Origin of the sequence: Xylophilus sp. GOD-11R (assembly GCF_033546935.1) — a bacterium.
Taxonomy (GTDB): Bacteria; Pseudomonadota; Gammaproteobacteria; order Burkholderiales; family Burkholderiaceae_C; genus Xylophilus.
In genome coordinates, this window is sequence record NZ_CP137854.1 from 124,036 (window position 1) to 148,430 (window position 24,395).

Sequence of the window (24,395 nt, forward strand, 5' to 3'; positions counted from 1 at the left end):
ACATCCGCCGATCTGCGGCGCCGTGCTCGCCCCATGCGCGGCGCTTGGAGAATCCTGACGGACTAGCCCGGACGGTTTACACCGCGAAACCCCGGGCGGTGGGGGGCTTTCGAATAATGGACTTTCGTTTTCGCCACATAACTAAAGGACTCTCGCCATGCGCAAACTCATCCTTGCAGGAACCGCCGCCGCCGTGTTGCTCGTCACCGGCTGTGCCGACATGAACATGTCCGACACCCAACGCCGCACGGCAGTGGGTGCCGGTGCCGGAGCCGCAGGCGGCGCGGTGCTCGGCGCGCTGGTCGGTGGCGGCAACGCCGGCAAAGGCGCGCTGATCGGCGCCGGTGTCGGCGCGCTGGGCACCTACATCTGGTCGTCCAACATGGAAAAGCAGAAGCGCGAAATGGAGGCGGCCACCCAGGGCACCGGCATCTCGGTGTCGCAGACGCCGGACAACCTGCTGCGCCTCGACGTGCCGAGCGACGTGTCCTTCGACACCGGCAAGGCCAACATCAAGTCCAACTTCGCGCCGGTGCTCGACCGCTTCGCCAGCAGCCTGCAGGGCAATCCGGCGGCCACGGTGCGCATCGTCGGCCACACCGACAGCACCGGCAGCGACGCAGTCAACAACCCCTTGTCGGTCGACCGCGCTGCCGCCACGCGCGACTACATCGTGATGCGTGGCGTGGACTCGCGCCGCTTCGCCGTCGAAGGCCTCGGCTCGCGCCAGCCGATCGCCACCAACGACACTGCCGCCGGCCGCGCGCAGAACCGCCGAGTGGAGATCTTCATCGGCGAACAGGGCCGCTCCTGATCGCTGGTGAGTGACGGGTCAGCCCATTAGCCAGGCTTATGGGCTAACCGTTAAATGCGATGACCGGACGATGACTACCGGTCCTAGCATGGCTCTTGTCCTTCATTCGAAAGCCAAGTGCCATGTCCAAGCTTCCGGTTTCGTGCCCTTCCATCGCCGCCTTGTTCATCGTGGCGTCCACGGCCCTCTCAGCCCAGGCGCAAAGTGCGGCGTCGCCCACGCTCGACAAGGTGAAGTCCCAGGGTTTCATCACCGTGGCCTACCGCGATTCGTCGATTCCGTTCTCCTACCTGGCCGACGGGCAGAACCCGACCGGCTTCGCCTGGGAAATCTGCGGCCGCATCGTCGACGAGGTCAAGAAGGCCACCGGGCGCGCCGACCTGCAGGTCAAGACGCAGTCGGTCAGCTCGGCCAACCGGGTGCCGCTGCTGCAGAACGGCACGATCGACATCGAATGCGGTTCCACCACCAACAACAGCGAACGCGGCAAGCAAGTGCAGTTCGCCACCAACTACTTCTACACGGGCACCCGCTTCCTGGTGAAGGCCGGCTCGCCCATCAAAACCCTGGCCGACCTGAAGGGCCGCAAGGTGGTGTCGACCACCGGCACCACCAACATCCTGGTGATGCGCAATGTCTCGCGCGACAAGGGGCTGGACCTGGACATCCTGTCGGCCAAGGACCATGCCGAGGCGGCTCTGCTGGTGGAGTCCGACCGGGCCGACGCATTCGCGATGGACGACATCCTGCTCTACGGCATCAAGGCCAACGCGAATCGTCCGGATTCGCTGGCGGTGGTGGGCGAGGCGCTGCAGGTGGAGCCCTACGCGATCATGTTGCGGCGCGACGATCCGGGCTTCAAGCAACTGGTCGACGGCACCATCGCCACACTGGTCCGGAGCGGCGATTTCGAGAAGCTCTATCGCAAGTGGTTCCAGTCGCCGATTCCGCCCAAGGGCGTGAATCTCAATGCGCCGATGAGCGACGAGCTCAAGGCCAACCTCACCGCGCTGTCGGACAAGCCGGCGCTGTGAACCGCATGCGCGACGCGGGGGTCGTCGGCGTGCTTGGCGGCATGGGGCCGTTGGCGACGGTGGACTTTCTGCGCAAGGTGATCGTGGCCACGCCGGCGCAGGTAGACCAGGACCACGTGCCGGTGCTGGCCAGCTCCATCCCGCAGGTGCCGGACCGCACGGCGGCCTTCCGGGGCGTGGGTGAATCGCCGCTGCCAGCGCTGGTCGCCAGTGGCCAGCGGCTGGTGCGCGCCGGGGCGGGACTGATCGTGATTCCCTGCAATACCGCGCACCTGTGGTTCGAACCGCTGGCCGACACCTTGCGCCTGCCGATGTTGCATCTGGTCGATGCGGCGCTGGCCGAGGCCCGGGCGCTGGCGGGCACCCGTGCCCGCATCGGCCTGCTGGGCACCGAGGCCACGCTGGCGTCGGGGCTCTACACCGGTCGCGGCCGGCCCGGCCTGCGCTGGCTGCTGCCGACCGACACCGAGATGGCGCGCCTGGTCACGCCGGGCATCTGGGCGGTGAAGGCCGGCGACACGGCGGCCGCCACCGCGCTGCTGCGGCAGGCCGCGCAGGCCCTGGCCGATCGGGGCGCGGAGACCATCGTGCTGGGCTGCACCGAGATTCCGCTGGTGCTCGACATGGCGTTGTCGCCGGTGCCGGTGATCGATGCCACGGCGGCCCTGGCGCGCCGCAGCGTGGCCTGGTCGCTGGAGCAGGTCGCCCTGGTGGCGAGCGCCGCATGACGACCACGGGCAGACGTGTGTGCGTGCTGGGGGCGGGCATCGTCGGCTGTGCCACCGCCTACGCGTTGGCACGCGCAGGCTGGGAGGTGAGCCTGGTCGATGCCCACGGCCGCGCAGGCGAGGGCGCGAGCAAGGCCAATGGCGGCCAGCTCAGCTACAGCTATGTAGAGCCGCTGGCCACGCCTTCGGCCTTGCGGGCCTTGCCGGGCTGGCTGGTGCTGTCCGACAGCCCGCTGCGCTGGCGCCCGCGCGCCGAAATCGCGCATCTGCGCTGGCTCGCCGCGTTCATCGCCGCCTGCCGCTGGCCCCGGGTGCGCGCGACCACCGACGCGCTGCTGGGACTGTCCTTCCTCGGCCGGCGGGTGCTGCACGGCTGGCTCGACGAAAACCCGGGGCTGGCCGACCAGGCCCGTCACGCCCGCCCGGGCAAGCTGGTGATCTTTCGCAAGGCAGAAGCGCGGGCGTCGGCCGAGCGGCAGATCGGCTGGCAGCGCCACCATGGCTGCGACCAGCGCATCGTGGAGCCGGACGAATGCATCGCGCTGGAGCCCGCGCTGGGCGCGACGGGCGGTGGCGCCATCGCCTTCGGGGTGTGGACCGGCGACGAGGAAGTCGCCGACGCCGCCCGGCTGGCCGAAGGGCTGGCCCGTGCGAGTGGCGCGACGCTGCTGCTGGGCCGGCGTGCGCTGGGCTTCGAGCTGCGCGCAGGCCGCGTGGCTGCCCTGCGCTGCGACGATGGCCCGATCGAAGCCGATCACTTCGTGCTGGCCGGCGGCCCGGCGGCCCCCGAGTTGCTGCGCCCGCTCGGCATGCGTCTGCCGATCGAGGCGATCCGCGGCTACAGCGTCACGCTGCCGATCGTGGATGCGGGGGCCGCGCCGCGAGTGAGCATCACCGACAACGGCCGCAAGCTGGTCCACGCGCGGCTGGGCGACCGGCTGCGGGTGGCGGGTTTCGCCGAGCTGTGCGGGCCGCATCCGGCGATCGACCCGCGCCGCATCGAGGCACTGCTGCGCGCGGTGGAGCAGACCTTTCCCGGCGCGTGCGATTTCTCGCATCCTCAGCCCTGGGCGGGCCTTCGCCCGGCCACGCCCGGCGGCCGGCCGATGCTGGGGCGCAGCCGGGTTTCCAATCTGTGGATCAATGCCGGCCACGGAGCGCTCGGCCTCACGCTGGCGCCGGGCAGCGCCGCGCAGCTGGCGGCGCTCATGTCGGGCGAGGCGCCGCCGCTTGCGGCCTCGCTGTTTCGCGTGCCGTCCTGAACAGGGCGGCGGCCGGTTCAGGATTCCAGGCGGATGTCCGCCGCCCGGATGACGCCGGCCCAACGCTTCTGCTCGCTGCGCACGAAGGCGGCGAATTCGGCGGGCGACGAGGTCATCGGCTCGATGCCGCGTTCTTCCAGGCGGGCGCGGATTTCGCTGGTGCGCAGTGCGGCGACCAGGTTCTGGCTCAGGCGCTGCACCACGCCTTCGGGCAAGCGCGCCGGACCCACCAGGCCTTGCCAGGCGTAGGCTTCGAAAGCCGGCACGCCGGCCTCGGCCATGGTCGGAACATCGGGCAGCAGCGACAGTCGCTGCGGCGTGGCGGCCGCCAGCACGCGCACCTTGCCGGCGCGGATCGCGGCCAGGCTGGGCGGCAGGTCGATGAACATCGAATCGAGCTGGCCGCCCGCGACATCGGCCAGGGCCGGCGCCGAACCCTTGTAGGCGACATGGCGGATGTCGGTGCGGCTTTGCTGCTTGAACAATTCCAGCGCGATATGCAGCGGCGCGCCGGGCCCGGAAGAACCTGCGGTGACCACGCCGGGCGTGCGCCGCACCAGGGCCAGGTATTCGCGCACGCTGCGCGCCGGGAAATTGGGTGCCACCACCAGCACCAGCGGCATGCGGCCGAGTCCGCCGATGAAGCTGAAGTCCTTGCTCGCGTCGTAGCTGAGCGTGGAATACATGACCGGGTTGAAGGCCAGCGTGCCGGAATCCGCGCTGCCGATGGTGTAGCCGTCGGCCGGCGACCGCGCTACGTAAGTGGCCCCGACGATGCTGGCGGCGCCAGGCCTGTTGTCGACCATCACCGCCTGGCCAAGGTTGCGTGCCATGTGGCCAGCCAGCGCGCGCGCGATCTGGTCGGTGGTGCCGTCGGGTGCATAGGGCACCACCCAGCGGATCGGCTGGGCCGGATAAGCGCCGCGTGGCTGGGCACGCGAGGGCAGGCCGGTGGCGGCAAGCGCCGTGGCGGCAAGCATGCGAAGTGTCTGGCGCTTCATGGCGGATTCCTGATGCATGTCGTGGCGGCCGGACGGACCGGAATGCGATGGACGCGTGACCATCATACCTTCGTGTCTCGAAAATTCGTGAACAGGCGTAAGGCGGGCAGGGCCGGTTCGCCGACGATCGCGCCGCCTGCGCCCGCGTCGATCCGACCGTCCGCGTCACCCGGCATCAACGAGCAGGCAAGATGGCGGGCTTACCTGTTGAATCACCATGCTCGGAATCGTCCTCACCCTCGTCTTCGCCACCGACATCCTGCTGGCCGTATGGAGCGCTCGCGCCGAACCGGGCTCCGCCGTGCGCAAGGCCGCGCTGATCTTCTTCGTGGCGCAACTGCTGGTGGGCATCTTCGGCGGCATGCTGGCGGTTTACCGCTCGCTTTGACACAGCTGGCGGCACGCTTTCTGCACCCCATGGCGGCGCCATGAGACTCAAGCACATCGAGGTTTTCAACGCCGTCATGCTGACCGGCACCGTCGGCGCCGCGGCGCGGCTGCTGCACGTGACCCAGCCGGCCGTCACGCAGGCGCTGCAGCACGCCGAGCTGCAACTGGGCTATGCGCTCTTCACCCGGCAGCGCCAGCGCCTGGTGCCGACCACCGAGGCCCAGGCGCTGTACCCCGAGGTGCAGCGGCTGATGTCGCAACTGGAGGCGGTGCGGCGCATCGCGGGCGCGCTCGGCAATACCGAATCGCGCGACCTGCGCATCCTGATCGTGCCCTCGCTCGCGGTGAAGGCGCTGCCCGAAGCGCTGCGGCTGTTCCGCCGCAAATATCCGGCGATGAACGTATCGGTGCGGGTACAGCATTCGCGCGAGATCGCCCAGGCGGTGGCGCTGCAGGAGGGCGATGTCGGCATCGTCTACGGCAGCAAGGCACATCCGGCGGTGGACGAGCAGCCGATCGCCACCGGCCGGCTGGTGTGCGTGTCGCGCTCCGATTCCGCCCGTGCCGACCGACGCACCACCGTCACCCTCGACGAAGTGTTGCGCGGGCCGTTCATCCGCATCGACGACCGCGACCCTATCGGCACCATGCTGGCCGAGCAGTGGTCGCGCCTGGGTGGCCTGGGTGGCGCGCCGCAGAGCGGCATCACGGTGCAGACGCACCACATCGCCATGGTGATGGCCGAGGAGGGCTTCGGCCCGGCCATCGTCGACTCCTTCACCGCCATGGCTGCGCGCGGCGACCATCTCCACGTGCGCACCGTGCTGCCCGAGGTGGCAGTGGAGGTGCGCGCCTTGCTGCCGCAGGGTGTGCGCTCGCCCAAGGCGGTGGGTGAATTCATCAAGGCCTTGAAGACCGTCACCGCCGATGGCGACCCGCCGGCCTGAGACACTCTCGTCCATGTCGTCTCCGGATTCCTCGCCCACCCCCACCACCGCCCCCTACGACCCCGCCGAGGGCGCGGCCGCCGGCCTGCACGCCTTCGACCAGGTGGTGGCGGCCAGCACCGGCTTTCGCAGCCGAGCCGGCCAGCGCGGCATGGCCGAGAAGGTCGCCCAGACGCTGGCGGCGGCCACGCTCGGCAAGGTCGACGAAGACACGGACCCCGTGCGCGCCATCGCGGTGATCCAGGCCGGCACCGGCGTGGGCAAGTCGCTGGCCTATTGCGCACCGGCCATCGCGCTGGCGCTGGCGCGCAACACGCGGGTGCTGATCTCGACTGCCACCGTCGCGCTGCAGGAGCAATTGGTCGCCAAGGACCTGCCGGCGCTGGCCGCCTCCATGCCGCAACCTTTCCGCTTCGCCCTGGCCAAGGGGCGCGGCCGCTATGTCTGCCGGCTCAAGCTGGAGCGGCTGGGCGGTCTGGCCGAGCCGGAAATCGACGAGGAAGACCCGGAAGACGATCTCTTCGCAGACGAATTGCCGGCGATGCGCAGCGCGCGTGAAACGCGCCCGGCGCACGAGGTCGAGGCGCGGCTCAAGTTCTATGCCGGCGTGGCGCAGGCGCTTTCCAGCGGTGCCTGGGACGGCGACCGTGACACGCTCGAAACACCGCCGACGGCCGACGTCTGGCTGCCGATGGCCGCCGAAGCCGCGTCATGTACCGGCAAGCATTGCCCGTCGTTCGGCCAGTGCGCCTATTACGAACGGCGCAAGACGCTGGTCGGCGCGCAGGTCATCGTGGTCAACCACGACCTCTTGCTGTCCTCGCTCGGCAACCGGCTGTTGCCCGAGCTCGACAACAGCCTGCTGGTACTCGACGAAGCCCATCACCTGCCGGCCACCGCGCTGGCGCAGTTCGCCTGCCGCATGGACCTGGGCCGTCACGGGTGGGCCGAAAAACTCGCCCGCCGTGCGGTGCGCTTCGGCTCGCTCCTGGGCGTGACCGAAGTCGCCGACATTCCGGTGCACGCCAAGTTCATGCGCCAGGCGCTGCAGGACGTCGAACGCCTGGCCACCGATCTGTACGGCGAAACCCTGCGCGCCGGACTGCAGGGCGCCGGCCGGGGCGCCTCGCGGGCGCGGCTGCCGCGCGGCGCACTCGACGAAGCCCTGGTCGAGCCGCTCGGCCAGGTCGCGCACCACGCCGAGGGCTTTCTGACTGCCATGCGCTGTATCGCCAAGGCCCTGCGCGCCGAAATGCGCGAGCGGCCCGAGCAGGCGCGTCGGCTGTCCACCCAGTACGCGCAGCTCGGCGCGCTGGCGCCCCGGCTGGAGTCGGTGGCCGAAACCGCGCAACTGCTGCTGCGCGACACCGAGCCCGGCCAGGTGCCGACCGCCAAATGGTTCACCCTCGACCTGGACGGCGACCAGCAGCCCGTGCTGCAGGCCCACGCCAGCCCGCTGCTGCCGGGCGCCACGCTGCGCAACCGGCTGTGGGGCGCGGTGCGCGGCGCGGTGCTGACATCGGCCACGCTCACCAGCATGGGCAAGTTCGAGTTCTTCCTGCGCGAGGCGGGCCTGCACGACGACGAGGCCGCATCCACGCTCGAAGTGCCCAGCCCCTTCGACTACGCGCGGCAGGGCCGGCTGATCGCCGTGGAAACCCGGGCCGATCCGCGCGACGCGGCCGAATACGTGGCCGAGATGGTCCGCGCGCTGGTGCACGACCTGCAGTCGGTGCGCAGCGGCGCGCTGGTGCTGTTCACCTCGCGCGAACAGCTGCGCCAGGCGGTGACCGCGCTGCCACCGGTGCTGGTGCCCCGGGTGCTGGTGCAGACGGCCATGCCGCGCGGCCAGCTGCTGGCCGCCCATCGCGCGCGGGTGGCCGATGGCGCGCCGTCGATCATCTTCGGCATGCAGTCCTTCGGCGAAGGGCTCGACCTGCCGGGCCGCCTGTGCGAGTCGGTCTTCATCACCAAACTGCCCTTCGCGCCGCCGGACGACCCGGTGGGCGAAGCCCGTGCCGAATGGCTGCGCGGCAGTGGCCGCGACCCGTTCACCGAACTGGTGGTGCCGGCCACCGCGATCCGGCTGGCGCAGTGGGTGGGCCGGGCGATCCGCACCGAAGAAGACCGGGCGGCGGTCTACTGCTACGACCGGCGACTGGTCACCACCGCCTACGGCCAGCGCCTGCTGCAGGGCCTGCCGGCCTTCGCCTTCAGCCGGGGCCGGCGCGAGGAGCCCGAGCCGGTGGCGGGCTGACGCGCCTCGCCGCCCTTCAAGCCGAAAAGCCCTGCGCGAACGCCTGGCGCAGAAAGGCCACGAAAGCCGCCACCCCGCGCGGCACCTGCGGCGAATACGGCCTGATCGCGAAAAGCTGCTCGCCGAAGGCGTCCACATTGCGCCAGCCCGGCAGCACCTCCACCAGTTCGCTGCCCTGCAGTGCCGACTGCGCGCTGAAGTCCGGCAGCAGCGCGATACCCACGCCGCCGATGGCCGCGTCGCGCAGCACCTCGCTGTTGTTCGCCGAGAACGGGCCGGCAATCGGAATCGTCACCCGCTCGCCGTCGGCCGCGTTGATGAAGGCCCAGGCCGGCGTTTCCTGGGGGCGGGGATAGAACAGGCAGTCGTGCGCCGCAAGGTCGGTCGGCGCCCGCGGCGTGCCGCGGCGGCGCAGGTAGGCGCGGCTGGCCACCAGCACCGAGCGGGTCGGGGCCAGCATCCAGGCGACGTGGGTTTCGGGCGCCGCCGCCGTGTGCCGTACCGCCAGGTCGAAGCCTTCCATCGCCAGCGAGCGCAGCCGGTCGGACATGTCTAGTTCGAGCCGCACCTGCGGATGGGCCTGCAGGAACGCCGGCAGACGCGGCACCAGTTGCTGGCGTGCGAAGGCGACCGGCGCCGTTACCCGCAGCAGGCCCTGCGGCTCGGCCGCCAGGTCGCGCACGCCGTCGAAGCTGTCGCGGATCTGGTCGAACGCGCCGCGCGTGCCGTCGACCAGGCGTTCGCCGGCTTCGGTCAGCCGCACGCTCCGGGTGGTGCGCTGCACCAGGGGCACGCCGGCGGCGCGCTCCAGCTCGGCGATGCGCTGGCTCATGGCGGCCTTGCTCACGCCCAGGCGCGCCGCGGCGGCGGTGAAACTGCCTTGCTGGCGCAGCACCGTGAGCCAGTGGAGGTGCGACCAGAGGGCGTCGATATTTTCCGATTTCATGCAGAGATTGTTCACCATAATGAACAATCAATTCAGTCGCCAGCGCTATGCAGGGGGTCGGCCGATTCCTAGACTGCGGCTTTTCCAGCCCTCACTCCGCCGAGCCCGACCGCCATGACCGCAGCTTTTACCGACACCGCCGACATCGTCCACTTCATCGACGGCCAGCTTTTCGCCGGTGCGGGCAGCCGCAGCCAGGCGGTCTTCAATCCTTCGTTCGGCCAGGAAGCCCGCCGGGTGAAACTGGCCGAGAAGTCCGATGTCGAGGCCGCCATCGACAGCGCGAAGAAAGCCTTTCCGAAGTGGGCCGACACGCCGCCGATCCGCCGGGCGCGCGTGATGCTGAAGTTTCTCGAACTGGTCAACCTGCACAAGGACGAGCTCGCCGCCATCATCACCGCCGAGCACGGCAAGGTGTTCACCGACGCCCAGGGCGAGGTCTCGCGCGGCATCGACATCATCGAGTTCGCCTGCGGCATTCCGCAGCTGCTCAAGGGCGACTTCACCGACCAGGTCTCCACCGGTATCGACAATTGGACCCTGCGCCAGCCGCTCGGCGTGGTCGCCGGCATCACGCCCTTCAACTTTCCGGTGATGGTGCCGTGCTGGATGTTCCCGGTGGCGCTGGCCGCCGGCAACTGTTTCATCCTCAAGCCCAGCGAGCGCGACCCGTCCGCCTCGCTGCTGATGGCCCGCCTGTTGAAGGAAGCCGGCCTGCCCGACGGTGTCTTCAATGTGGTGCAGGGCGACAAGCTGGCGGTGGACACGCTGCTGGAGCATCCGGACGTCAAGGCGATCAGCTTCGTCGGCTCCACGCCCATCGCCAACTACATCTACGAGACCGGCGCGCGCCACGGCAAGCGGGTGCAGGCGCTCGGCGGCGCCAAGAACCACATGGTGGTGATGCCCGACGCCGACCTGGACCAGGCCGTCGACGCGCTGGTCGGCGCCGGTTATGGCTCGGCCGGCGAGCGCTGCATGGCGATCTCGGTGGCGGTGCTGGTCGGTGACGTGGCCGACAAGATCATCCCCAAGCTGGCCGAACGTGCGCGCTCGCTGGTCGTGAAGAACGGCATGGAGCTCGACGCCGAAATGGGCCCCATCGTGACCCGGCAGGCGCTGGAGCGCATCGAGGGCTACATCGCGCTCGGCGTGGAGGAGGGCGCGGAGCTGGTGGTCGATGGGCGTGGCTTCAAGGTGCCGGGCCACGAAGCGGGCTTCTTCACCGGCGGCACGCTGTTCGACAAGGTCACGCCGGACATGCGCATCTACAAGGAAGAGATCTTCGGCCCGGTGCTGTCCTGCGTGCGCGCCAAGGACTTCGCTGAAGCCGTGGACCTGGTCAACGCCCACGAATTCGGCAACGGCGTGGCTTGCTACACCCGCGACGGACACATCGCCCGCGAGTTCGCCCGCCGCATCCAGGTCGGCATGGTCGGCATCAACGTGCCGATCCCGGTGCCGATGGCCTGGCACGGTTTCGGCGGCTGGAAGCGCAGCCTGTTCGGCGACATGCATGCCTACGGCGAGGAAGGCGTGCGCTTCTACACCAAGCAGAAGAGCGTGATGCAGCGCTGGCCAGAGAGCACGGCCAAGGGCGCCGAATTCGTCATGCCGACGGCGAAGTAAAAAAGGAGCGGCTGGCTGATCAGTCGCTGGGGACTCATCGGGCAATGCGGCGGGTTGCTTCTGCGCATCTTTTATCTTCTTCTTCTTGGCGGGCGGTTCTCCCCGAGGCCGGTCCGGGTACTTGAACTTCAGCAGATCGTTGAGCAGCGGCTCGACTGTCTTCTCAACTATGTAGCACAACTCCAATTGGCCAGCGCTGTCGGCCATCAGGTGAATGTTTTCGCGTATCCACGCCTCTTTTTGCGGCTCGAGCGCAGCCAGCACGGCGTCTGTGATGTCCGGTTCATTGGTGGCGCCGTCATAGGCCAGAGAAATGGCGCGGTCGATCAGCTCATCCACTTTTTCCTGGAACCGGTTGGGCGTGCCTTTTGCGATGCGGGCTTCAATGGCATCGCGGCGCTGGATGATGGTGTCGAACAACTGCTGGCGCAGCGCTTGGTCGGGGACGTGGCGGTCGATCTCGGCGCGTATGTCTTCGTCGGGCACCGCCAGGATTCGGTCCATGCTTTCTCGCAGCATTGCACCGGACGTCAGCCCGAACATGAGGCCGTTGGGCCCGCCGCCGTCTTCGCGAGCCTGCAGGTCCGGGAAAGTCATCATCGAAAATTCATTCGCCTCCGGCCCGAAGCTCTTGCGCCCCCTCGTGGCACGGTAGACGCCCGATCCGCCGAAGTCCAGGAAAAAAGGCAGCAGGCGGCCCTCGGGCAGTTCGACGAAGCCCAGGTTGTCGCAGCCGAGGCCGATGATGTCCCGGTTGTTGAGCACGGCCGCAGCGACGAATGCCATCCCGACTTCCGGGCAGGCACGGGGGATGGAGGCCAGCACCTTGGCATCGAACGCGCAATTCGGAAAAAGCTCGTTGGCCAGCTTGATGCGATCGATGCTGGCGCTGGCCACGTAGGTTTGGCCGTCGTGTTCCAGCACCTGCGTCTGCGGCACGTTCAAACCAAAGCGGCGCGCCAGGTTGCCGAACAGCACTTCGTGGTGCGCCTTCTCGGGTTCGCTGACTTTTTTGACGTAATAGGTGGTGCCGGTAGCCGGATCCAGGAACACGCCGAGACGGCGGTTGTTGGCGGGCGGCTCGATGCGGTGCATGCGGCGCAAGTCCAGGCCGGCGTTGCGGTTGGTGAACAGGCGTTGCTTCGATCCAAAGAGTGGGGTCAGTGAGTCCTGATCTTGCGGGTAGACGAAGCCCTTTTCCGCCATGAGCCGGGTAAGGAGATAGTCGCGAACGGGCGGATCTGCCGTGACGGGCGCGTTGTTTCCGGTGGAGGGAATTTGGTTGGCGCCGGATATAGGCAGGCGTATGCCGCCCGTGGCGGACGGAGCGATGGGAAACATGCGGATCTTTCGATAAAAGCGCCTGGCAAGCCCAGGCATTCGCATGCTCGTCAGCGGCTGCGTGCTTGTCGCCCCTGGCGGCGCAACCACGATCGGCCAACCGACGCGAGGCTCACTCGATGGTCGCGCCCGACGCCTTCACGATGTCTTTCCACTTCACATAATCGGTTTTTACCAGTGCGCCGAAGGCATCGGTTGTCATCGACAGCGGCTCGGCGCCCTGGTCGTGGATGGCGTTGCGCATCTCCGGCGCCGCCATCAGCTTGTTCACTTCGCGGTTGAGTTGCGCGACCACCGGCGCCGGGGTTCCGGCCGGTGCGAAGAGGCCGTACCAGGTGCTCACGTCGACGTCCTTGTAGCCGAGCTCGGCGAGCGTGGGCACATCCGGCAGCGAGGTGCTGCGCCTGGCCGAGGTGACGGCCAGCGGGCGCAGCTTGCCCGCCTTGATCTGCCCCATGGCCGAAGGCACCGACGACACCATCAGGTCGACGTTGCCGGCCAGCACGTCCATCATGGCCGGGTTGGATCCCTTGTAGGGCACGTGGCGGATCTGGATACCGGCGGCGTTCTTGAAGATCTCGCCGGCCAGGTGGATGGTGGTGCCGTTGCCGGGCGAGCCGTACGTGATGATGTCGGGCTGCGCGCGGGCGGCGGTCACCACGTCGCCGAGCGTGCGAAATCGCGGGTTGCTCGCCGACGTGACGATGAGGATCGGCGTGAAAGCCACATGTGCCACCGCCACCAGATCCTTGGTGGGGTCGTAACCCACGTTCTTGTAGAGCCAGGGCGCCACGACCATGTTGTCCTTCTGGCCCATCACCAGGTCGTAGCCGGTGGGCATGGCCTTGGCTGCTTCGGCGATGCCGATGGTGCCGCCAGCGCCCGCGCGGTTGTCGGGCACGACTGTCCACTTGGTGGCCTCGGTCAGCTTTTGCGCCACCAGTCGCGAAAGGATGTCGGTGCCGCCGCCGGGAGGGAAGGGCACGATCAGGCGGATCGGTTTGGTGGGGTAGGACGTTTGGGCGAAGGCCGGAGCGGCAAGCGCCAGGCCGACGGCGGCGAGCGCGAGTTGTCTGCGGATCATGGGAAGAGGTCTCCGAAAAGCGGGCAGCGGCGCCCGCGTGGAGCTCTTTCGGCCCCGACGCCAGACGCGCGAGGCGGCGAGTGTGCCGTAAAACCGGCGAGCCGCTGCAGCGGGAAAACCGCAAGGCCCGTTTCGCCGCCTTGGCGGCGACCTCGGCATCAGCGGCGCAGGACCTGCCTCACGAGGGGTCCTTGCTGCGCGTCCGGCTGGCGGCGCTGAAGATGCCGATGCCCAGGATGATCATCGCGCCGATCGCGATGTAGGTGGTCGGCACGCCCATGGTGACAGCGGCCCAGACCAGGCCGCCGAGGAAGATCAGGAAACCGATCATGTAGATGGCAAACGACACGATTGACTCCGTAGCGATGGAAATGAACCAAAGCATGTCGCGTGGATCGCAAGACAAGCGTACGCACCGGCCGTTTGTTCGTCATCGGCCGACTCCTACAACCAAGTCCGGTGCGCCCAGGGGTCGCTCCTTGGCGGGGCGTAGTGCCCGCATACAATCCGAGGTTCGCCTGCCTGACGCCTTTGCCGGCGTGGGCGCAGGACGATCCGCCCTTCATTCCTTACCGACGACCTTCGAGGGTCGTGGAGCAGAACCCGTGTTTATCTCTTCCGCATTCGCCCAGACCGCTCCCGCCGCCACCGCCGCAGGCGGCGGCATGATGTCCTCGCTCACCGGCATGCTGCCGCTGGTGCTGATGTTCGTGGTGCTGTACTTCATCATGATCCGCCCGCAGATGAAGAAGCAGAAGGAACACCGCCTGATGATCGAGGCGGTCGCCAAGGGCGACGAGATCGCCACCGCCGGCGGCATCATCGGCCGCATCACCAAGCTCGGCGAAGGCACCGTCTCCATGGAAGTTTCTCCGGGCGTCGAAGTGCAGCTGCAGCGCTCGGCCATCGCGCAGGTCCTGCCCAAGGGCACCCTGAAGTAAGCAACAGGCCAGAAAAGCAGGCTCCGGCGACCGGCGTGCGTGCCGGGCCCCCTGCGTTGTGTCACCCGGGACCGCCCCGCTGGAGCCGCGGTCCCCTCCCAGCGGCGTTGCCGCACGAAGCGCGATCATGAACCGTTATCCGGTCTGGAAGTACACGATCCTGTTGATCGTGTTGCTGGTGGGCGTGCTCTACACCCTGCCCAATTTCTTCGGCGAGGCGCCTGCGGTGCAGGTGTCGGCGGCCAAGTCGGCGGTGCGTGTGGACGAATCCACCCGCGAACGCGTCGAACAGGCGCTCAAGGCGGCGAGCCTGCCCACCGGCGGCGTCACGCTCGACGGCACCTCGGTGCGCGCCCGTTTCGAGTCGACGGACGAGCAGCTCAAGGCGCGCGACGCGGTGCAGCGCGCGCTGGTGACCGACGCCAACGACCCGTCCTACGTGGTCGCGCTCAACCTGCTGTCGCGGTCGCCCGCCTGGCTCACCAAGCTCGGCGCGGTGCCGATGTACCTCGGCCTGGACCTGCGCGGCGGCGTGCATTTCATGCTGCAGGTCGACATGAATGCGGCGCTCGACAAGAAGGTCGAGTCCTATGCCGGCGACCTGCGCGGCGCGCTGCGCGACAAGAACATCCGCCACGGCGGCATCTCGCGCGACGGCCAGGCCGTCGAAGTGCGCACTCGCGATGCGGCCACGGTGACGGCGGTCAAGAACGTCATCGCCGACCAGTTCCCCGACCTGGTCACCAGCGATGCCGGCGACGGCGAGAACGCCCGCGTGGTCGCCCGCATCAAGCCCGAGGCGGTGCGCAAGGTGCAGGACCAGGCGCTCAAGCAGAACATCACCACGCTGCACAACCGCATCAACGAACTCGGCGTGGCCGAGCCGGTGATCCAGCAACAGGGCGCCGACCGCATCGTGGTGCAGCTGCCCGGCGTGCAGGACACCGCCAAGGCCAAGGACATCCTGGGCCGCACCGCCACGCTCGAAGTGCGCATGGTCGACGAGAGCAGCGAAGCCCGCGCCGCGGAGCGCAACAGCGGCGCCGTGCCCTTCGGCGACGAGAAATACAGCGATCGTGCCGGCCAGGCCATCGTCGTCAAGAAGCAGGTCGTGCTGACCGGCGAGAACCTGACCGACGCGCAACCCGGCTTCGACAACCAGACTCAGCAGCCCACCGTCAACCTCACGCTCGACGCCAAGGGTTCGCGCATCTTTCGCGACGTGACCCGCGACAACATCGGCAAGCGCATGGCCATCGTGCTCTTCGAGAAGGGCAAGGGCGAAGTCGTGACCGCACCGGTGATCCGCTCCGAAATCTCGGGCGGTCGGGTGCAGATCTCCGGCAGCATGACCACCGTGGAAGCCAACGACACCGCGCTGCTGCTGCGCGCGGGCTCGCTGGCGGCACCCATGGAAATCATCGAGGAACGCACCATCGGCCCGAGCCTGGGCGCCGAGAACATCTCGCGCGGCTTCCACAGCGTGGCCTGGGGCCTGGCGGCGATCGCCGTCTTCATGTGCATCTACTACGCGCTGTTCGGCGTCATCTCCAGCATCGCGCTGATCGTCAACGTGATGCTGCTGGTGGCCATCCTGTCGATGCTGCAGGCCACGCTCACCCTGCCCGGCATCGCCGCCATGGCGCTGGCACTCGGTGTCGCGATCGACTCCAACGTGCTGATCAACGAACGCATCCGCGAGGAACTGCGCAACGGCGCCACGCCGCAGGCGGCCATCGCCACTGGCTACGACCGGGCCTGGGCCACCATCCTGGACTCCAACGTCACCACGCTCATCGCCGGTCTGGCCCTGCTGGCCTTCGGTTCGGGGCCGGTGCGCGGCTTCGCGGTGGTGCATTGCATCGGCATCCTGACCAGCATGTTCTCGGCCGTTTTCTTCTCGCGTGGCCTGGTCAACCTCTGGTATGGCCGCCGCAAGAAACTCAAGAGCGTTGCCATCGGCACCGTGTGGCGCCCGGGCGCAGATGCGGCCTCCGGCGCGGTCGTGAAGTAAGGACAGAGCAAAAGCCATGGAATTCTTCCGCATCCGCCGCGACATCCCGTTCATGCGCCACGCGCTGGTCCTGAACGCGGTCTCCATCCTCACCTTCGTCGCCGCCGTCTTCTTTCTGCTCCACCGCGGGTTGCACCTGTCGGTGGAATTTACCGGCGGCACGGTGATGGAGGTCAATTACGCGCAGCCGCCCGAGCTGGAGGCCGTGCGCAAGGCCGTCGCCGGGCTGGGTTTCCAGGACGTGCAGGTGCAGAACTTCGGCACCGCGCGCGACGTCATGATCCGCCTGCCGGCGCAGAAGGGCGTGAGCTCGGCGCAGCAGAGCGAGCGTGTCTTGACGGCGCTGCAGACCGACCCGGCTGCCGGCGTGTCGCTGCGCCGTGTGGAGTTCGTCGGCCCGCAGGTCGGCGAGGAGCTCGCCACCGACGGCCTGAAGGCGCTCGGCGTGGTGGTTCTCGGCATCATGGTCTACCTGGCCTTCCGCTTCGAATGGAAGTTCGCCGTCGCCACCGTGCTGGCCAACCTGCACGACGTGGTCATCATCCTGGGCTTCTTCGCCTTCTTCCAGTGGGAGTTCTCGCTGGCGGTGCTGGCGGCGGTGCTGGCGGTGCTGGGTTATTCGGTCAACGAGTCGGTCGTGATCTTCGACCGGGTACGCGAGACCTTCCGGCGCCAACGCAAGATGGACACCGAGGCGGTCATCAACCACGCCATCACCTCCACCATCAGCCGGACCATCATCACCCACGGTTCTACCCAGATGATGGTGCTGTCGATGTTCTTCTTCGGCGGCGCGACGCTGCACTACTTCTCGCTGGCGCTGACCATCGGCATCCTGTTCGGCATCTACTCCTCGTGCTTCGTCGCTGCCGCCATCGCGATGTGGCTCGGCGTGAAGCGCGAAGACCTGGTCAAGCCGGTGGCTGCCAAGGGCGACGCCAACGACCCGAACAACGGCGCGCAGGTCTGACGACCAGACCGGCACGACCGGCGGCGCGGCTCCAGCAAGAGCGGGAGCGCGTGCCGATCTGATTGGCAGGTGACCCGCGACCCAGCCGAGGCTTCATTGGCCGGTCTTGCCGTGATCCGGGATCGCCGTCGCCACCGGAGGCCGCGCAAAGCGCGGGCCGATTGCCCGAGAGGCGCGGCAGCGAGCCTACGCCGAGCCAGCCCGCCGCCCCCGGGCCGGGGGTAGGCGAAGACAAGAAGTGCGCAGCCTGGGGGCGAGCCATCATTCCGTCACGCTCGGGTCGCTATAGACCGCGGTGAGCGGAAAACGCTGCCCGGCCAGATAGTCCTCCAGGCATCGCAGCAGCAAGGGGCTGCGATGCCGCTCGGGACAGGCGCGAATCTCGTCGGCCGTCATCCAGATCGCGCGGACGATGCCTTCATCCAATGGAAGTTCGGGGTGCTCCGCGCCCACTTCGCCGGAAAAGGCGAAACGGAGATAGGTGATGTCCTCGTTGTCCCGGCTGCGGGTAAAGCGCGAGATGTAGATCCCCACCAGGGCCGTCGGCGTGAACTCGTGCGCCGACTCTTCCATCGCTTCGCGCGCACATCCCTGTGCGGGGGTTTCACCCGGGTCCAGATGGCCGGCGGGGTTGTTCAACTTGAGGCCGTCGGCGGTTTCTTCCTCGACCAGGAGAAACCGGCCGTCCCTTTCCATCACCGCCGCGACGGTAACGTTGGGCTTCCAACGGACAGGTGGCGGTTGCTGCGTCATGGGCGGCATTATCCCGGCGCGACGTGACGTTAAGCTGCGCGATAGACCAAAAAAACACAGTCCCGCCTAGGAGACATCATGGAAAAAACCTGGCTGCGAAGCTACCCGCCGGAAGTGCCTGCCGAAATCGATGCGAGCGCCTATCGCTCGCTCGCACAGCTGATCGAAGAAGGCTTTCGCGCGCATGCCGACAAGGTGGCCTACACCTTCATGGGCGCCGACATCCGTTTCGCCGACACGCAGGCCGACTGCGGTCGTATCGCGGCCTACCTTCAGGGTCTGGGCCTGGCCAAGGGTGACCGCGTGGCCCTCATGATGCCCAACCTGCCGCAGTATCCGGCGGCCGTCGCGGCGGTGATCCGGGCCGGTTGCGTGGTGGTCAACGTCAATCCGCTCTACACCGCTCGCGAACTGGAGCACCAGCTGCGCGATTCCGGCGCCAAGGCGATCTTCATCCTGGAAAACTTCGCGCACACCTTGCAGCAATGCCTGCCGAAGACATCGGTGCAGCACATCGTGCTGTGCGCCACCGGCGACCGGTTGGGTTGGCTCAAGGGCGCGCTGGTCAATCTGGTGGTGCGGCGCGTCAAGAAGATGGTTCCGGCCTTCGACCTCCCACAGGCCGTGCGCTTCAACGCTGCCTTGGCACGCGGCGCCCGCCTGCCGTTTCGTGCGCCGGAGATCGGGCCGGACGACATCGCCATGCTCCAGTACACCGGCGGCACGACCGGTGTCGCCAAGGGCGCGGTGCTGCTGCATCGCAACGTGCTGGCCAACGTGCTGCAGTCCGAGGCCTGGCATGCGCCGGCCATGAGCAAGGTGCCGGGCGGCGAGCAGCACACCTTCGTCTGCGCCTTGCCGCTGTATCACATCTTCGCCTTCACCGTGATCATGATGTTGGCGCTACGCACCGGCAGCAAAGCCATCCTGGTGCCCAATCCGCGTGACCTCAAAGGCACCTTGAAAACCTTGTCGAAGCAGCGCTTCCACGTCTTCCCGGCCGTCAATACGCTCTTCTCCGGACTGGCGCACCACGCGGACTTCGGCTCCGTCGACTGGAGCGGTCTGCGGCTCACGGTGGCCGGCGGCGCGGCCGTGTCGAATGCGGTCGCCGACCTGTGGCTGAGCAAGACCGGCTCGCCCATCCGCGAAGGCTACGGTCTCTCCGAAACCTCGCCCTCGGCCGCCTGCAATCCGACAGCCGGCGAGACGGTGCGCGGCGCCATCGGCCTGCCGCTGCCCTCCACCGAATTCGCGCTGCTCGACGACGACGGTGCGGAAGTCGCCCTCGGCACGCCGGGCGAAATCGCCATCCGCGGTCCGCAGGTGATGGCCGGCTACTGGCAACGGCCGGAAGACACCGCCCATGTCATGACCGCCGCCGGCTTCATGCGCACCGGCGACATCGCGACGGTGGACGAGCGAGGTTTCTTCCGCATCGTCGACCGCAAGAAGGACATGATTCTGGTCAGTGGCTTCAACGTCTATCCGAACGAAATCGAGAACGTCGTCTCCGGACTGGCGGGCGTGCTGGAATGTGCGGCTGTCGGCGTGCCGGACGACAAGACCGGCGAGGCGGTCAAGCTCGTCATCGTGCGCCAGGAGGCGTCGTTGACCGAAGAGCAGGTGCGGCAGTTTTGCCGCGAGCAGCTGACCGGCTACAAGCGGCCCCGTGTCATCGAGTTCCGCGAACAGTTGCCCAAGACCACGGTCGGCAAGGTGCTGCGGCGCGAATTGCGGGACAAGGCCTGATGCCGGCGGATCGCCCGATCTGGGGGCTTCTGAGCGCTCTGCCCGAGGAGCAGCTCGGGTTGGTCGACCTGCTCGACGACGTGGTGCCGCCCGTGTTGCATGCCGGGCGGCAATTCGTTCAGGGCCGCCTGGCGGGGCACCGGGTGGTGCTGGCGCTTTGCGGCATCGGCAAGGTGGCGGCTGCCGCCACGACGGCGATGCTGGTCGAACGGTTCGGCGTGGAGCGCCTGGTGTTCACCGGCGTGGCGGGCGGTTTGTCGCCCGGGGCGCGCATCGGCGACGTGGTCGTGGCCGACGGGTTCATGCAGCACGACATGGATGCGTCTCCGCTGTTCCCGCGATACGAGATCCCGCTGTACGGCCGTGCCCTGTTCGACGCGGACGCGGATCTGTCGAACCGACTCGACGCCGCCGCCCGCATCGCCTTGGCGGATCCGGTCGCCCTTTGCGGGCCGGAAGATCGAGCGCGATTCCTGCCGGACGAGGTCCGCGTGCACCGCGGCCTGCTGGTCAGCGGCGACCGTTTCGTCAGTGCCTTGAAGGAAGCAGCCGACTTGCGCGCCGGAATTCCGGCGGCCATGGCGGTCGATATGGAGAGCGCGGCGGTGGCGCAGGTATGCCGCGATTACGGTGTGCGGTTTGCGGCGGTTCGCACCATCTCCGATCGCGCCGACGACAGCGCGCACGTGGACTTTCCCGCCTTCGTCGAAACCGTCGCCAGCCGCTATGCCAGCGCCATCGTGGCGGCGCTGTTCCGCGACGACGCTACTTGAGCCAGCCCCGGCGGCGGAAGTAGAGCATCGGCACCACGGCGCTCGCCGCCATGAGCGTGATCACGTAGGGATACGCCGCCTTGCCCAATGCTGCGAGCTCCGGGAACTGCAGGTTCATGCCGTAGATGCTGGCGATCAGCGTCGGCGGCAGCAACGCGACGCTCGCCACCGAGAAGATCTTGATGATCTTGTTCTGGTTGATGTTGATGAAGCCGACCGTCGCGTCCATCAGGAAGTTGATCTTGTCGAACAGGAACGCGGTGTGGTTGTCGAGCGATTCGATGTCGCGCAGGATCTGCCGCGCCTCCTCGAACTGCTCGGCGTTGAGCATGCGGCTGCGCATCATGAAGCTGACAGCGCGGCGCGTGTCCATCACATTGCGCCGGATGCGACCGTTCAAGTCTTCCTGGCGGGCGATGGCGCCCAACACTTCGCCGGCCAGCGCATCGGTCACGTTCTCGGACAGCACCAGCCGGCTGGCCTTTTCGAGCTCGTCGTAGATGTTTTCGAGGGTGTCGGCGGAGTATTCGGCATCGACGTCGAACAGCTTCAGCAGCACGTCCTTGGCGTCCTCGATCAGCCCGGGCGCACGCCGGGCCCGCAGGCGCAGCAGGCGGAAGACCGGCACATCCTCATCGTGGATCGAGAACAGCACACCCCGGCTCTTCTTGTCCGAATCGCGCTGGTTCAGGATGAAGGCAACGCGCACCGAGCGCGGTTCTTCTTCATCGGCGATCAGGAAGTCGCTGCGCACATGCAGGTCGCCGTTGTCTTCTTCATAGAAGCGAGCGGACTCCTCGATGTCGTCTTCGGTCGCGTCCTCGGGAATCGAGACTTCGTAGTGCTGCTTGATCCACCGCTTTTCCTCGACGGTGGGGGATTCGAGGTCGACCCAGATCGGGGTGAATCGGGCGAGTTCTTCCAGCGACTCGATCTCTTCCTGGAAGAGCCGGCCATTGGCGAGCGAAAAGATGTTCAGCATGGCGCGTTCCCGGGCGGGTTACATCGGACAAGGGGGTTGATGAGCAAGCTTTCCACCCCCCGACACGCTCCCGGGAGCAGAAAGCTACCGACTCGGGTAGGTTTCCACGGCGATTTCTCCAATGAAAGAACAGCGGATTATGGCATTGGGACGGAGCGTCACTGGCGCCTCGCTGACCGACTTGTTACGGCCCTGATGGCGTCACGGTTTCCCCAATTTTGGGGAGATCCCGGCGTTTCGATGTGTCAAAAAAATCCTCAGTAATTCAGCGACTTACATCAAGAAGTCATCGACGCGTTGCATTCGTTTTCGATTGCCGGATGACTGTCCGATTGCAATCCGCTGGTCGCGGGCGCATAGTGAATTCAAGCGCAGAACAAGATCGAGTCCGTTCCCGTTCGATGCAATGTCGAACGGTTTTTCAACCGGTGCTACCAAGTTGGAGGAAATCCCATGAACCTGACGATCAGCGGCCATCATCTCGATGTCACTCCCGCCCTGCGCGGATACGTCACGAGCAAACTCGAACGCGTTACCCGCCATTACGACGACATGGTCGACATCAAGGTCATCCTGAGCGTCGAAAAGCAAAAGGAAAAGCAGCTGCGCCAACGTGCTGAATGCAGCATCCTCGTCAAGGGGAGCGAGATGTTTGCCGAGAGTGCCCACGCCGACCTTTATGCAGCGGTGGACGAACTGATGGACAAACTCGATCGGCAGGTTGTGCGGCACAAGGACCGTGTGCAGAACCATCACCACGAAGCGCCGAAACGGATGATGTGACGGGGTGTGTTGCGTCGGCGCGCCAAGCGGCTCGCGGCGTGGTGGCTGACGCGCGGGCCGGCGCATAATGCGCCTCCACCGCCATGAACCGCCTAGCCGCCATCCTGCCCGTTGAACAGGTCCTCGTCAGCCTCGAGGCCACGAGCAAGAAGCGCGCGTTCGAAGAAGCCGGGCTGCTGTTCGAAAGCCTGCACGGCCTCAGCCGCGCGCTGGTGACCGACAGCCTGTTCGCCCGCGAGCGGCTGGGCTCCACCGGTCTCGGTCATGGCGTGGCCATTCCGCATGGCCGCATCAAAGGGCTGAAGGCACCGATGGCGGCGGTCTTCCAATTGGCGCAGCCGATTGGGTTCGATGCGCCGGATGAGCGGCCGGTCGTGCTGCTCATCTTCCTGTTGGTCCCCGAAGCGGCGACCCAGAAGCATCTGGAAATTCTTTCAGAGATCGCTGAACTGTTGAGCGACGCGCCATTACGCGAGAAGATCAAGGCCGGCGGCTCGGCTTCGGAGCTGCACGCGATCATCGCGCAGTGGCAGTCCACCCAGCCGGCCTGAAGTCGCCGGTCGTTCCCTCCGAATAAGCCTCTTGAAACCGACCGTCGTCAGCGCCGATGCGCTTTTCGAGGAATTCAGGAGCTCCCTACGATGGGAGTGGATTGCGGGCCTTGGGGCGTCGGAGCGACGCTTCGATGAAATCGTGGTCCGCGCCGCACGTTCCGGCGCCGATCTGGTCGGCTATCTCAACTACATCCACCCCTACCGGGTGCAGATCCTGGGTGAGCGAGAAGTCGCCTACCTGAGCAACGCTACGCCGGAAGACTGCGCCCGACGCATCGCCCGTATCGTGACACTGGAGCCGCCGGTGCTGGTGTTGGCGGATGGCCAGACCGCGCCGCCGGGCCTGGTGTCGATGTGCGAACGCGCGCAGATTCCGCTGTTTTCCACCTACGAGTCCTCTGCCTTCGTCATCGACGTGCTGCGGGCCTATCTGTCCAAGCATTTCGCCGACCGCACCACGATGCACGGTGTGTTCATGGACATCCTGGGCCTCGGCGTGATGATCACCGGCGAGTCCGGCCTCGGCAAAAGCGAGCTCGGGCTGGAGCTGATTTCGCGTGGCAACGGGCTGGTCGCCGACGATGCGGTCGACCTCTATCGCATCAACCAAGCTTCCATCGAGGGGCGTTGCCCCGAGCTGCTGCAAAACTTGCTGGAAGTGCGCGGCATCGGCCTGCTCGACATCCGCGCCATCTTCGGCGAGACGGCAGTGCGCCGGAAGATGCGTCTCAAGCTGATCGTGCACCTGGTCCGCAAGGAAACCATGGAGCGCGAATACGAGCGACTGCCCTACGAGCCCCTGACGCAAGACGTGCTCGGCGTGCCGGTGCGCAAGGCGGTGATCCAGGTGGTGGCGGGGCGCAACATCGCGGTGCTGGTGGAGGCGGCGGTGCGCAACACCATCCTGCAGCTGCGTGGCATCGACACTTACCAGGAATTCGTCGAGCGCCACCAGCGCGCCATGGAGAGCGGCGAGCACTGATGCTCACCGTGCGCGGCGCTGCTCAGCCGCGCCGGGGATGCAGCTTGCCGCAGTCCTCGCAGAGGCCGTAGAGCGCCATGGAATGGTCTTGCACCTGCCAGCCCTTGGCCTTGGCCACAGCTTGCTGACGCTGCTCGATTTCCGCGTCGTAGAACTCCTCGACCTTGCCGCAATTGGTGCAGACGAAGTGGTCGTGGTGCGAACCTTCGTTGAGTTCGTAGACCGCCTTGCCGCTCTCGAAATGGCGCCGGCTCAGGATGGCGGCCTGCTCGAACTGGGTGAGCACCCGGTAGACGGTGGCCAGGCCGATGTCGGAGCGCTCCTCGAGAAGCACCCGAAAGACATCTTCGGCGGTCATGTGGCGTTGCTTGCCGGTCTGGAAGATCTCGAGGATCTTCAGCCGGGGCAGCGTGGCCTTGAGGCCGGTGTTCTTGAGATCGTCGATGTTGCTGTGCATG

At 67.1% G+C, this 24,395-nt stretch carries 24 protein-coding genes; 17 read left to right on the top strand and 7 right to left on the bottom strand.

Going from position 1 to position 24,395, the window contains the following annotated elements; all coding sequences use genetic code 11:
- The first annotated feature begins 157 nt into the window (after window positions 1-157).
- The 4 genes from R9X41_RS00590 to R9X41_RS00605 all read left to right on the top strand — a co-directional run bounded on the left by R9X41_RS00590 (window position 158) and on the right by R9X41_RS00605 (window position 3,838).
- Window positions 158-814: a YiaD family glycine zipper/OmpA-like lipoprotein gene (locus R9X41_RS00590; protein WP_318632975.1), complete on the top strand. Its 657-nt coding sequence runs from the start codon at window positions 158-160 to the stop codon at window positions 812-814.
- Between the two features lie 122 nt (window positions 815-936).
- The gene (locus tag R9X41_RS00595) at window positions 937-1,848 is read left to right on the top strand and encodes a transporter substrate-binding domain-containing protein (RefSeq protein WP_318632976.1); all 912 of its coding nucleotides are present in this window, start codon (window positions 937-939) and stop codon (window positions 1,846-1,848) included.
- Window positions 1,849-1,853: 5 nt separating this feature from the next.
- Window positions 1,854-2,576 carry a cysteate racemase gene (locus R9X41_RS00600; RefSeq protein WP_318635115.1) on the top strand — a complete coding sequence of 241 codons (723 nt, stop codon included), beginning with the start codon at window positions 1,854-1,856 and terminating at the stop codon, window positions 2,574-2,576.
- On the top strand, window positions 2,573-3,838 hold the full coding sequence (locus R9X41_RS00605) for an FAD-dependent oxidoreductase (RefSeq protein WP_318632977.1): 1,266 nt from the start codon (window positions 2,573-2,575) through the stop codon (window positions 3,836-3,838). The genes R9X41_RS00600 and R9X41_RS00605 overlap by 4 nt, the downstream gene beginning before the upstream one ends.
- A gap of 17 nt (window positions 3,839-3,855) precedes the next feature.
- On the opposite strand, the gene R9X41_RS00610 is transcribed toward R9X41_RS00605, so the two are convergent.
- A complete protein-coding gene (locus R9X41_RS00610) occupies window positions 3,856-4,839 on the bottom strand; it encodes a Bug family tripartite tricarboxylate transporter substrate binding protein (RefSeq protein ID WP_318635116.1) in 984 nt (327 codons plus the stop codon).
- 217 nt (window positions 4,840-5,056) lie between these two features.
- Between R9X41_RS00610 and R9X41_RS00615 the strand changes: the two genes are divergently transcribed.
- Genes R9X41_RS00615 through dinG form a run of 3 tightly spaced genes read left to right on the top strand, consistent with a single transcriptional unit; the run spans window position 5,057 to window position 8,433 of the window.
- Window positions 5,057-5,227: a hypothetical protein gene (locus tag R9X41_RS00615; RefSeq protein WP_318632978.1), complete on the top strand. Its 171-nt coding sequence runs from the start codon at window positions 5,057-5,059 to the stop codon at window positions 5,225-5,227.
- Between the two features lie 40 nt (window positions 5,228-5,267).
- On the top strand, window positions 5,268-6,176 hold the full coding sequence (locus R9X41_RS00620) for a LysR family transcriptional regulator (RefSeq protein WP_318632979.1): 909 nt from the start codon (window positions 5,268-5,270) through the stop codon (window positions 6,174-6,176).
- Window positions 6,177-6,189: 13 nt separating this feature from the next.
- Window positions 6,190-8,433, top strand: a complete 2,244-nt coding sequence (gene dinG, locus R9X41_RS00625; RefSeq protein WP_318632980.1) for an ATP-dependent DNA helicase DinG — start codon at window positions 6,190-6,192, stop codon at window positions 8,431-8,433.
- Window positions 8,434-8,449: 16 nt separating this feature from the next.
- Here dinG and R9X41_RS00630 read toward each other — a convergent pair whose 3' ends face one another.
- The gene (locus tag R9X41_RS00630; RefSeq protein ID WP_318632981.1) at window positions 8,450-9,379 is read right to left on the bottom strand and encodes a LysR family transcriptional regulator; all 930 of its coding nucleotides are present in this window, start codon (window positions 9,377-9,379) and stop codon (window positions 8,450-8,452) included.
- A gap of 114 nt (window positions 9,380-9,493) precedes the next feature.
- Here R9X41_RS00630 and R9X41_RS00635 point away from each other — a divergent pair, with 114 nt between their 5' ends.
- Both R9X41_RS00635 and R9X41_RS00640 read left to right on the top strand, forming a co-directional pair.
- Window positions 9,494-11,008 (top strand): CoA-acylating methylmalonate-semialdehyde dehydrogenase, encoded by a 1,515-nt coding sequence (locus R9X41_RS00635; protein WP_318632982.1) that lies wholly within the window; start codon window positions 9,494-9,496, stop codon window positions 11,006-11,008.
- 54 nt (window positions 11,009-11,062) lie between these two features.
- Entirely contained in the window at window positions 11,063-12,175 is a 1,113-nt protein-coding gene (locus R9X41_RS00640) for a hypothetical protein (RefSeq protein ID WP_318632983.1), read from the top strand.
- Window positions 12,176-12,461: 286 nt separating this feature from the next.
- Here the strand turns inward: R9X41_RS00640 and R9X41_RS00645 are convergent, their stop codons facing one another.
- Together R9X41_RS00645 and R9X41_RS00650 are read right to left on the bottom strand one after the other, a co-directional pair.
- Window positions 12,462-13,433 carry a Bug family tripartite tricarboxylate transporter substrate binding protein gene (locus tag R9X41_RS00645; protein WP_318632984.1) on the bottom strand — a complete coding sequence of 324 codons (972 nt, stop codon included), beginning with the start codon at window positions 13,431-13,433 and terminating at the stop codon, window positions 12,462-12,464.
- 178 nt (window positions 13,434-13,611) lie between these two features.
- Entirely contained in the window at window positions 13,612-13,782 is a 171-nt protein-coding gene (locus tag R9X41_RS00650) for a hypothetical protein (RefSeq protein ID WP_318632985.1), read from the bottom strand.
- Between the two features lie 256 nt (window positions 13,783-14,038).
- Here R9X41_RS00650 and yajC point away from each other — a divergent pair, with 256 nt between their 5' ends.
- The 3 genes from yajC to secF all read left to right on the top strand — a co-directional run bounded on the left by yajC (window position 14,039) and on the right by secF (window position 17,358).
- The gene (yajC, locus tag R9X41_RS00655; protein ID WP_318632986.1) at window positions 14,039-14,374 is read left to right on the top strand and encodes a preprotein translocase subunit YajC; all 336 of its coding nucleotides are present in this window, start codon (window positions 14,039-14,041) and stop codon (window positions 14,372-14,374) included.
- Between the two features lie 127 nt (window positions 14,375-14,501).
- Window positions 14,502-16,388 carry a protein translocase subunit SecD gene (secD, locus tag R9X41_RS00660; RefSeq protein WP_318632987.1) on the top strand — a complete coding sequence of 629 codons (1,887 nt, stop codon included), beginning with the start codon at window positions 14,502-14,504 and terminating at the stop codon, window positions 16,386-16,388.
- Window positions 16,389-16,404: 16 nt separating this feature from the next.
- On the top strand, window positions 16,405-17,358 hold the full coding sequence (secF, locus tag R9X41_RS00665) for a protein translocase subunit SecF (protein WP_318632988.1): 954 nt from the start codon (window positions 16,405-16,407) through the stop codon (window positions 17,356-17,358).
- Between the two features lie 261 nt (window positions 17,359-17,619).
- Here secF and R9X41_RS00670 read toward each other — a convergent pair whose 3' ends face one another.
- A complete protein-coding gene (locus tag R9X41_RS00670) occupies window positions 17,620-18,111 on the bottom strand; it encodes an NUDIX hydrolase (RefSeq protein ID WP_318632989.1) in 492 nt (163 codons plus the stop codon).
- Window positions 18,112-18,189: 78 nt separating this feature from the next.
- On the opposite strand from R9X41_RS00670, the gene R9X41_RS00675 reads away from it, so the two are divergent.
- Both R9X41_RS00675 and R9X41_RS00680 read left to right on the top strand, forming a co-directional pair.
- A complete protein-coding gene (locus tag R9X41_RS00675) occupies window positions 18,190-19,863 on the top strand; it encodes a long-chain-fatty-acid--CoA ligase (RefSeq protein ID WP_412556648.1) in 1,674 nt (557 codons plus the stop codon).
- Window positions 19,863-20,636: a 5'-methylthioadenosine/adenosylhomocysteine nucleosidase gene (locus R9X41_RS00680; RefSeq protein WP_318632990.1), complete on the top strand. Its 774-nt coding sequence runs from the start codon at window positions 19,863-19,865 to the stop codon at window positions 20,634-20,636. Before R9X41_RS00675 ends, R9X41_RS00680 begins: the two co-directional genes overlap by 1 nt.
- On the opposite strand, the gene corA is transcribed toward R9X41_RS00680, so the two are convergent.
- On the bottom strand, window positions 20,629-21,618 hold the full coding sequence (corA, locus tag R9X41_RS00685) for a magnesium/cobalt transporter CorA (RefSeq protein ID WP_318632991.1): 990 nt from the start codon (window positions 21,616-21,618) through the stop codon (window positions 20,629-20,631). The two genes, R9X41_RS00680 and corA, sit on opposite strands and share 8 nt — an antisense overlap.
- Window positions 21,619-22,071: 453 nt before the next feature.
- Between corA and hpf the strand changes: the two genes are divergently transcribed.
- From hpf to hprK, 3 genes are all read left to right on the top strand, one after another.
- Complete coding sequence (hpf, locus tag R9X41_RS00690) at window positions 22,072-22,401, top strand: ribosome hibernation-promoting factor, HPF/YfiA family (protein WP_318632992.1); 330 nt, start codon at window positions 22,072-22,074, stop codon at window positions 22,399-22,401.
- Between the two features lie 83 nt (window positions 22,402-22,484).
- Entirely contained in the window at window positions 22,485-22,952 is a 468-nt protein-coding gene (locus R9X41_RS00695; RefSeq protein WP_318632993.1) for a PTS sugar transporter subunit IIA, read from the top strand.
- A 31-nt stretch (window positions 22,953-22,983) separates the two neighbouring features.
- Window positions 22,984-23,937, top strand: coding sequence for an HPr(Ser) kinase/phosphatase (gene hprK, locus R9X41_RS00700; RefSeq protein ID WP_318632994.1), 954 nt, complete (start codon window positions 22,984-22,986; stop codon window positions 23,935-23,937).
- A 22-nt stretch (window positions 23,938-23,959) separates the two neighbouring features.
- Here the strand turns inward: hprK and fur are convergent, their stop codons facing one another.
- A complete protein-coding gene (gene fur / locus R9X41_RS00705; protein WP_318632995.1) occupies window positions 23,960-24,394 on the bottom strand; it encodes a ferric iron uptake transcriptional regulator in 435 nt (144 codons plus the stop codon).
- Window position 24,395 lies beyond the last annotated feature (1 nt).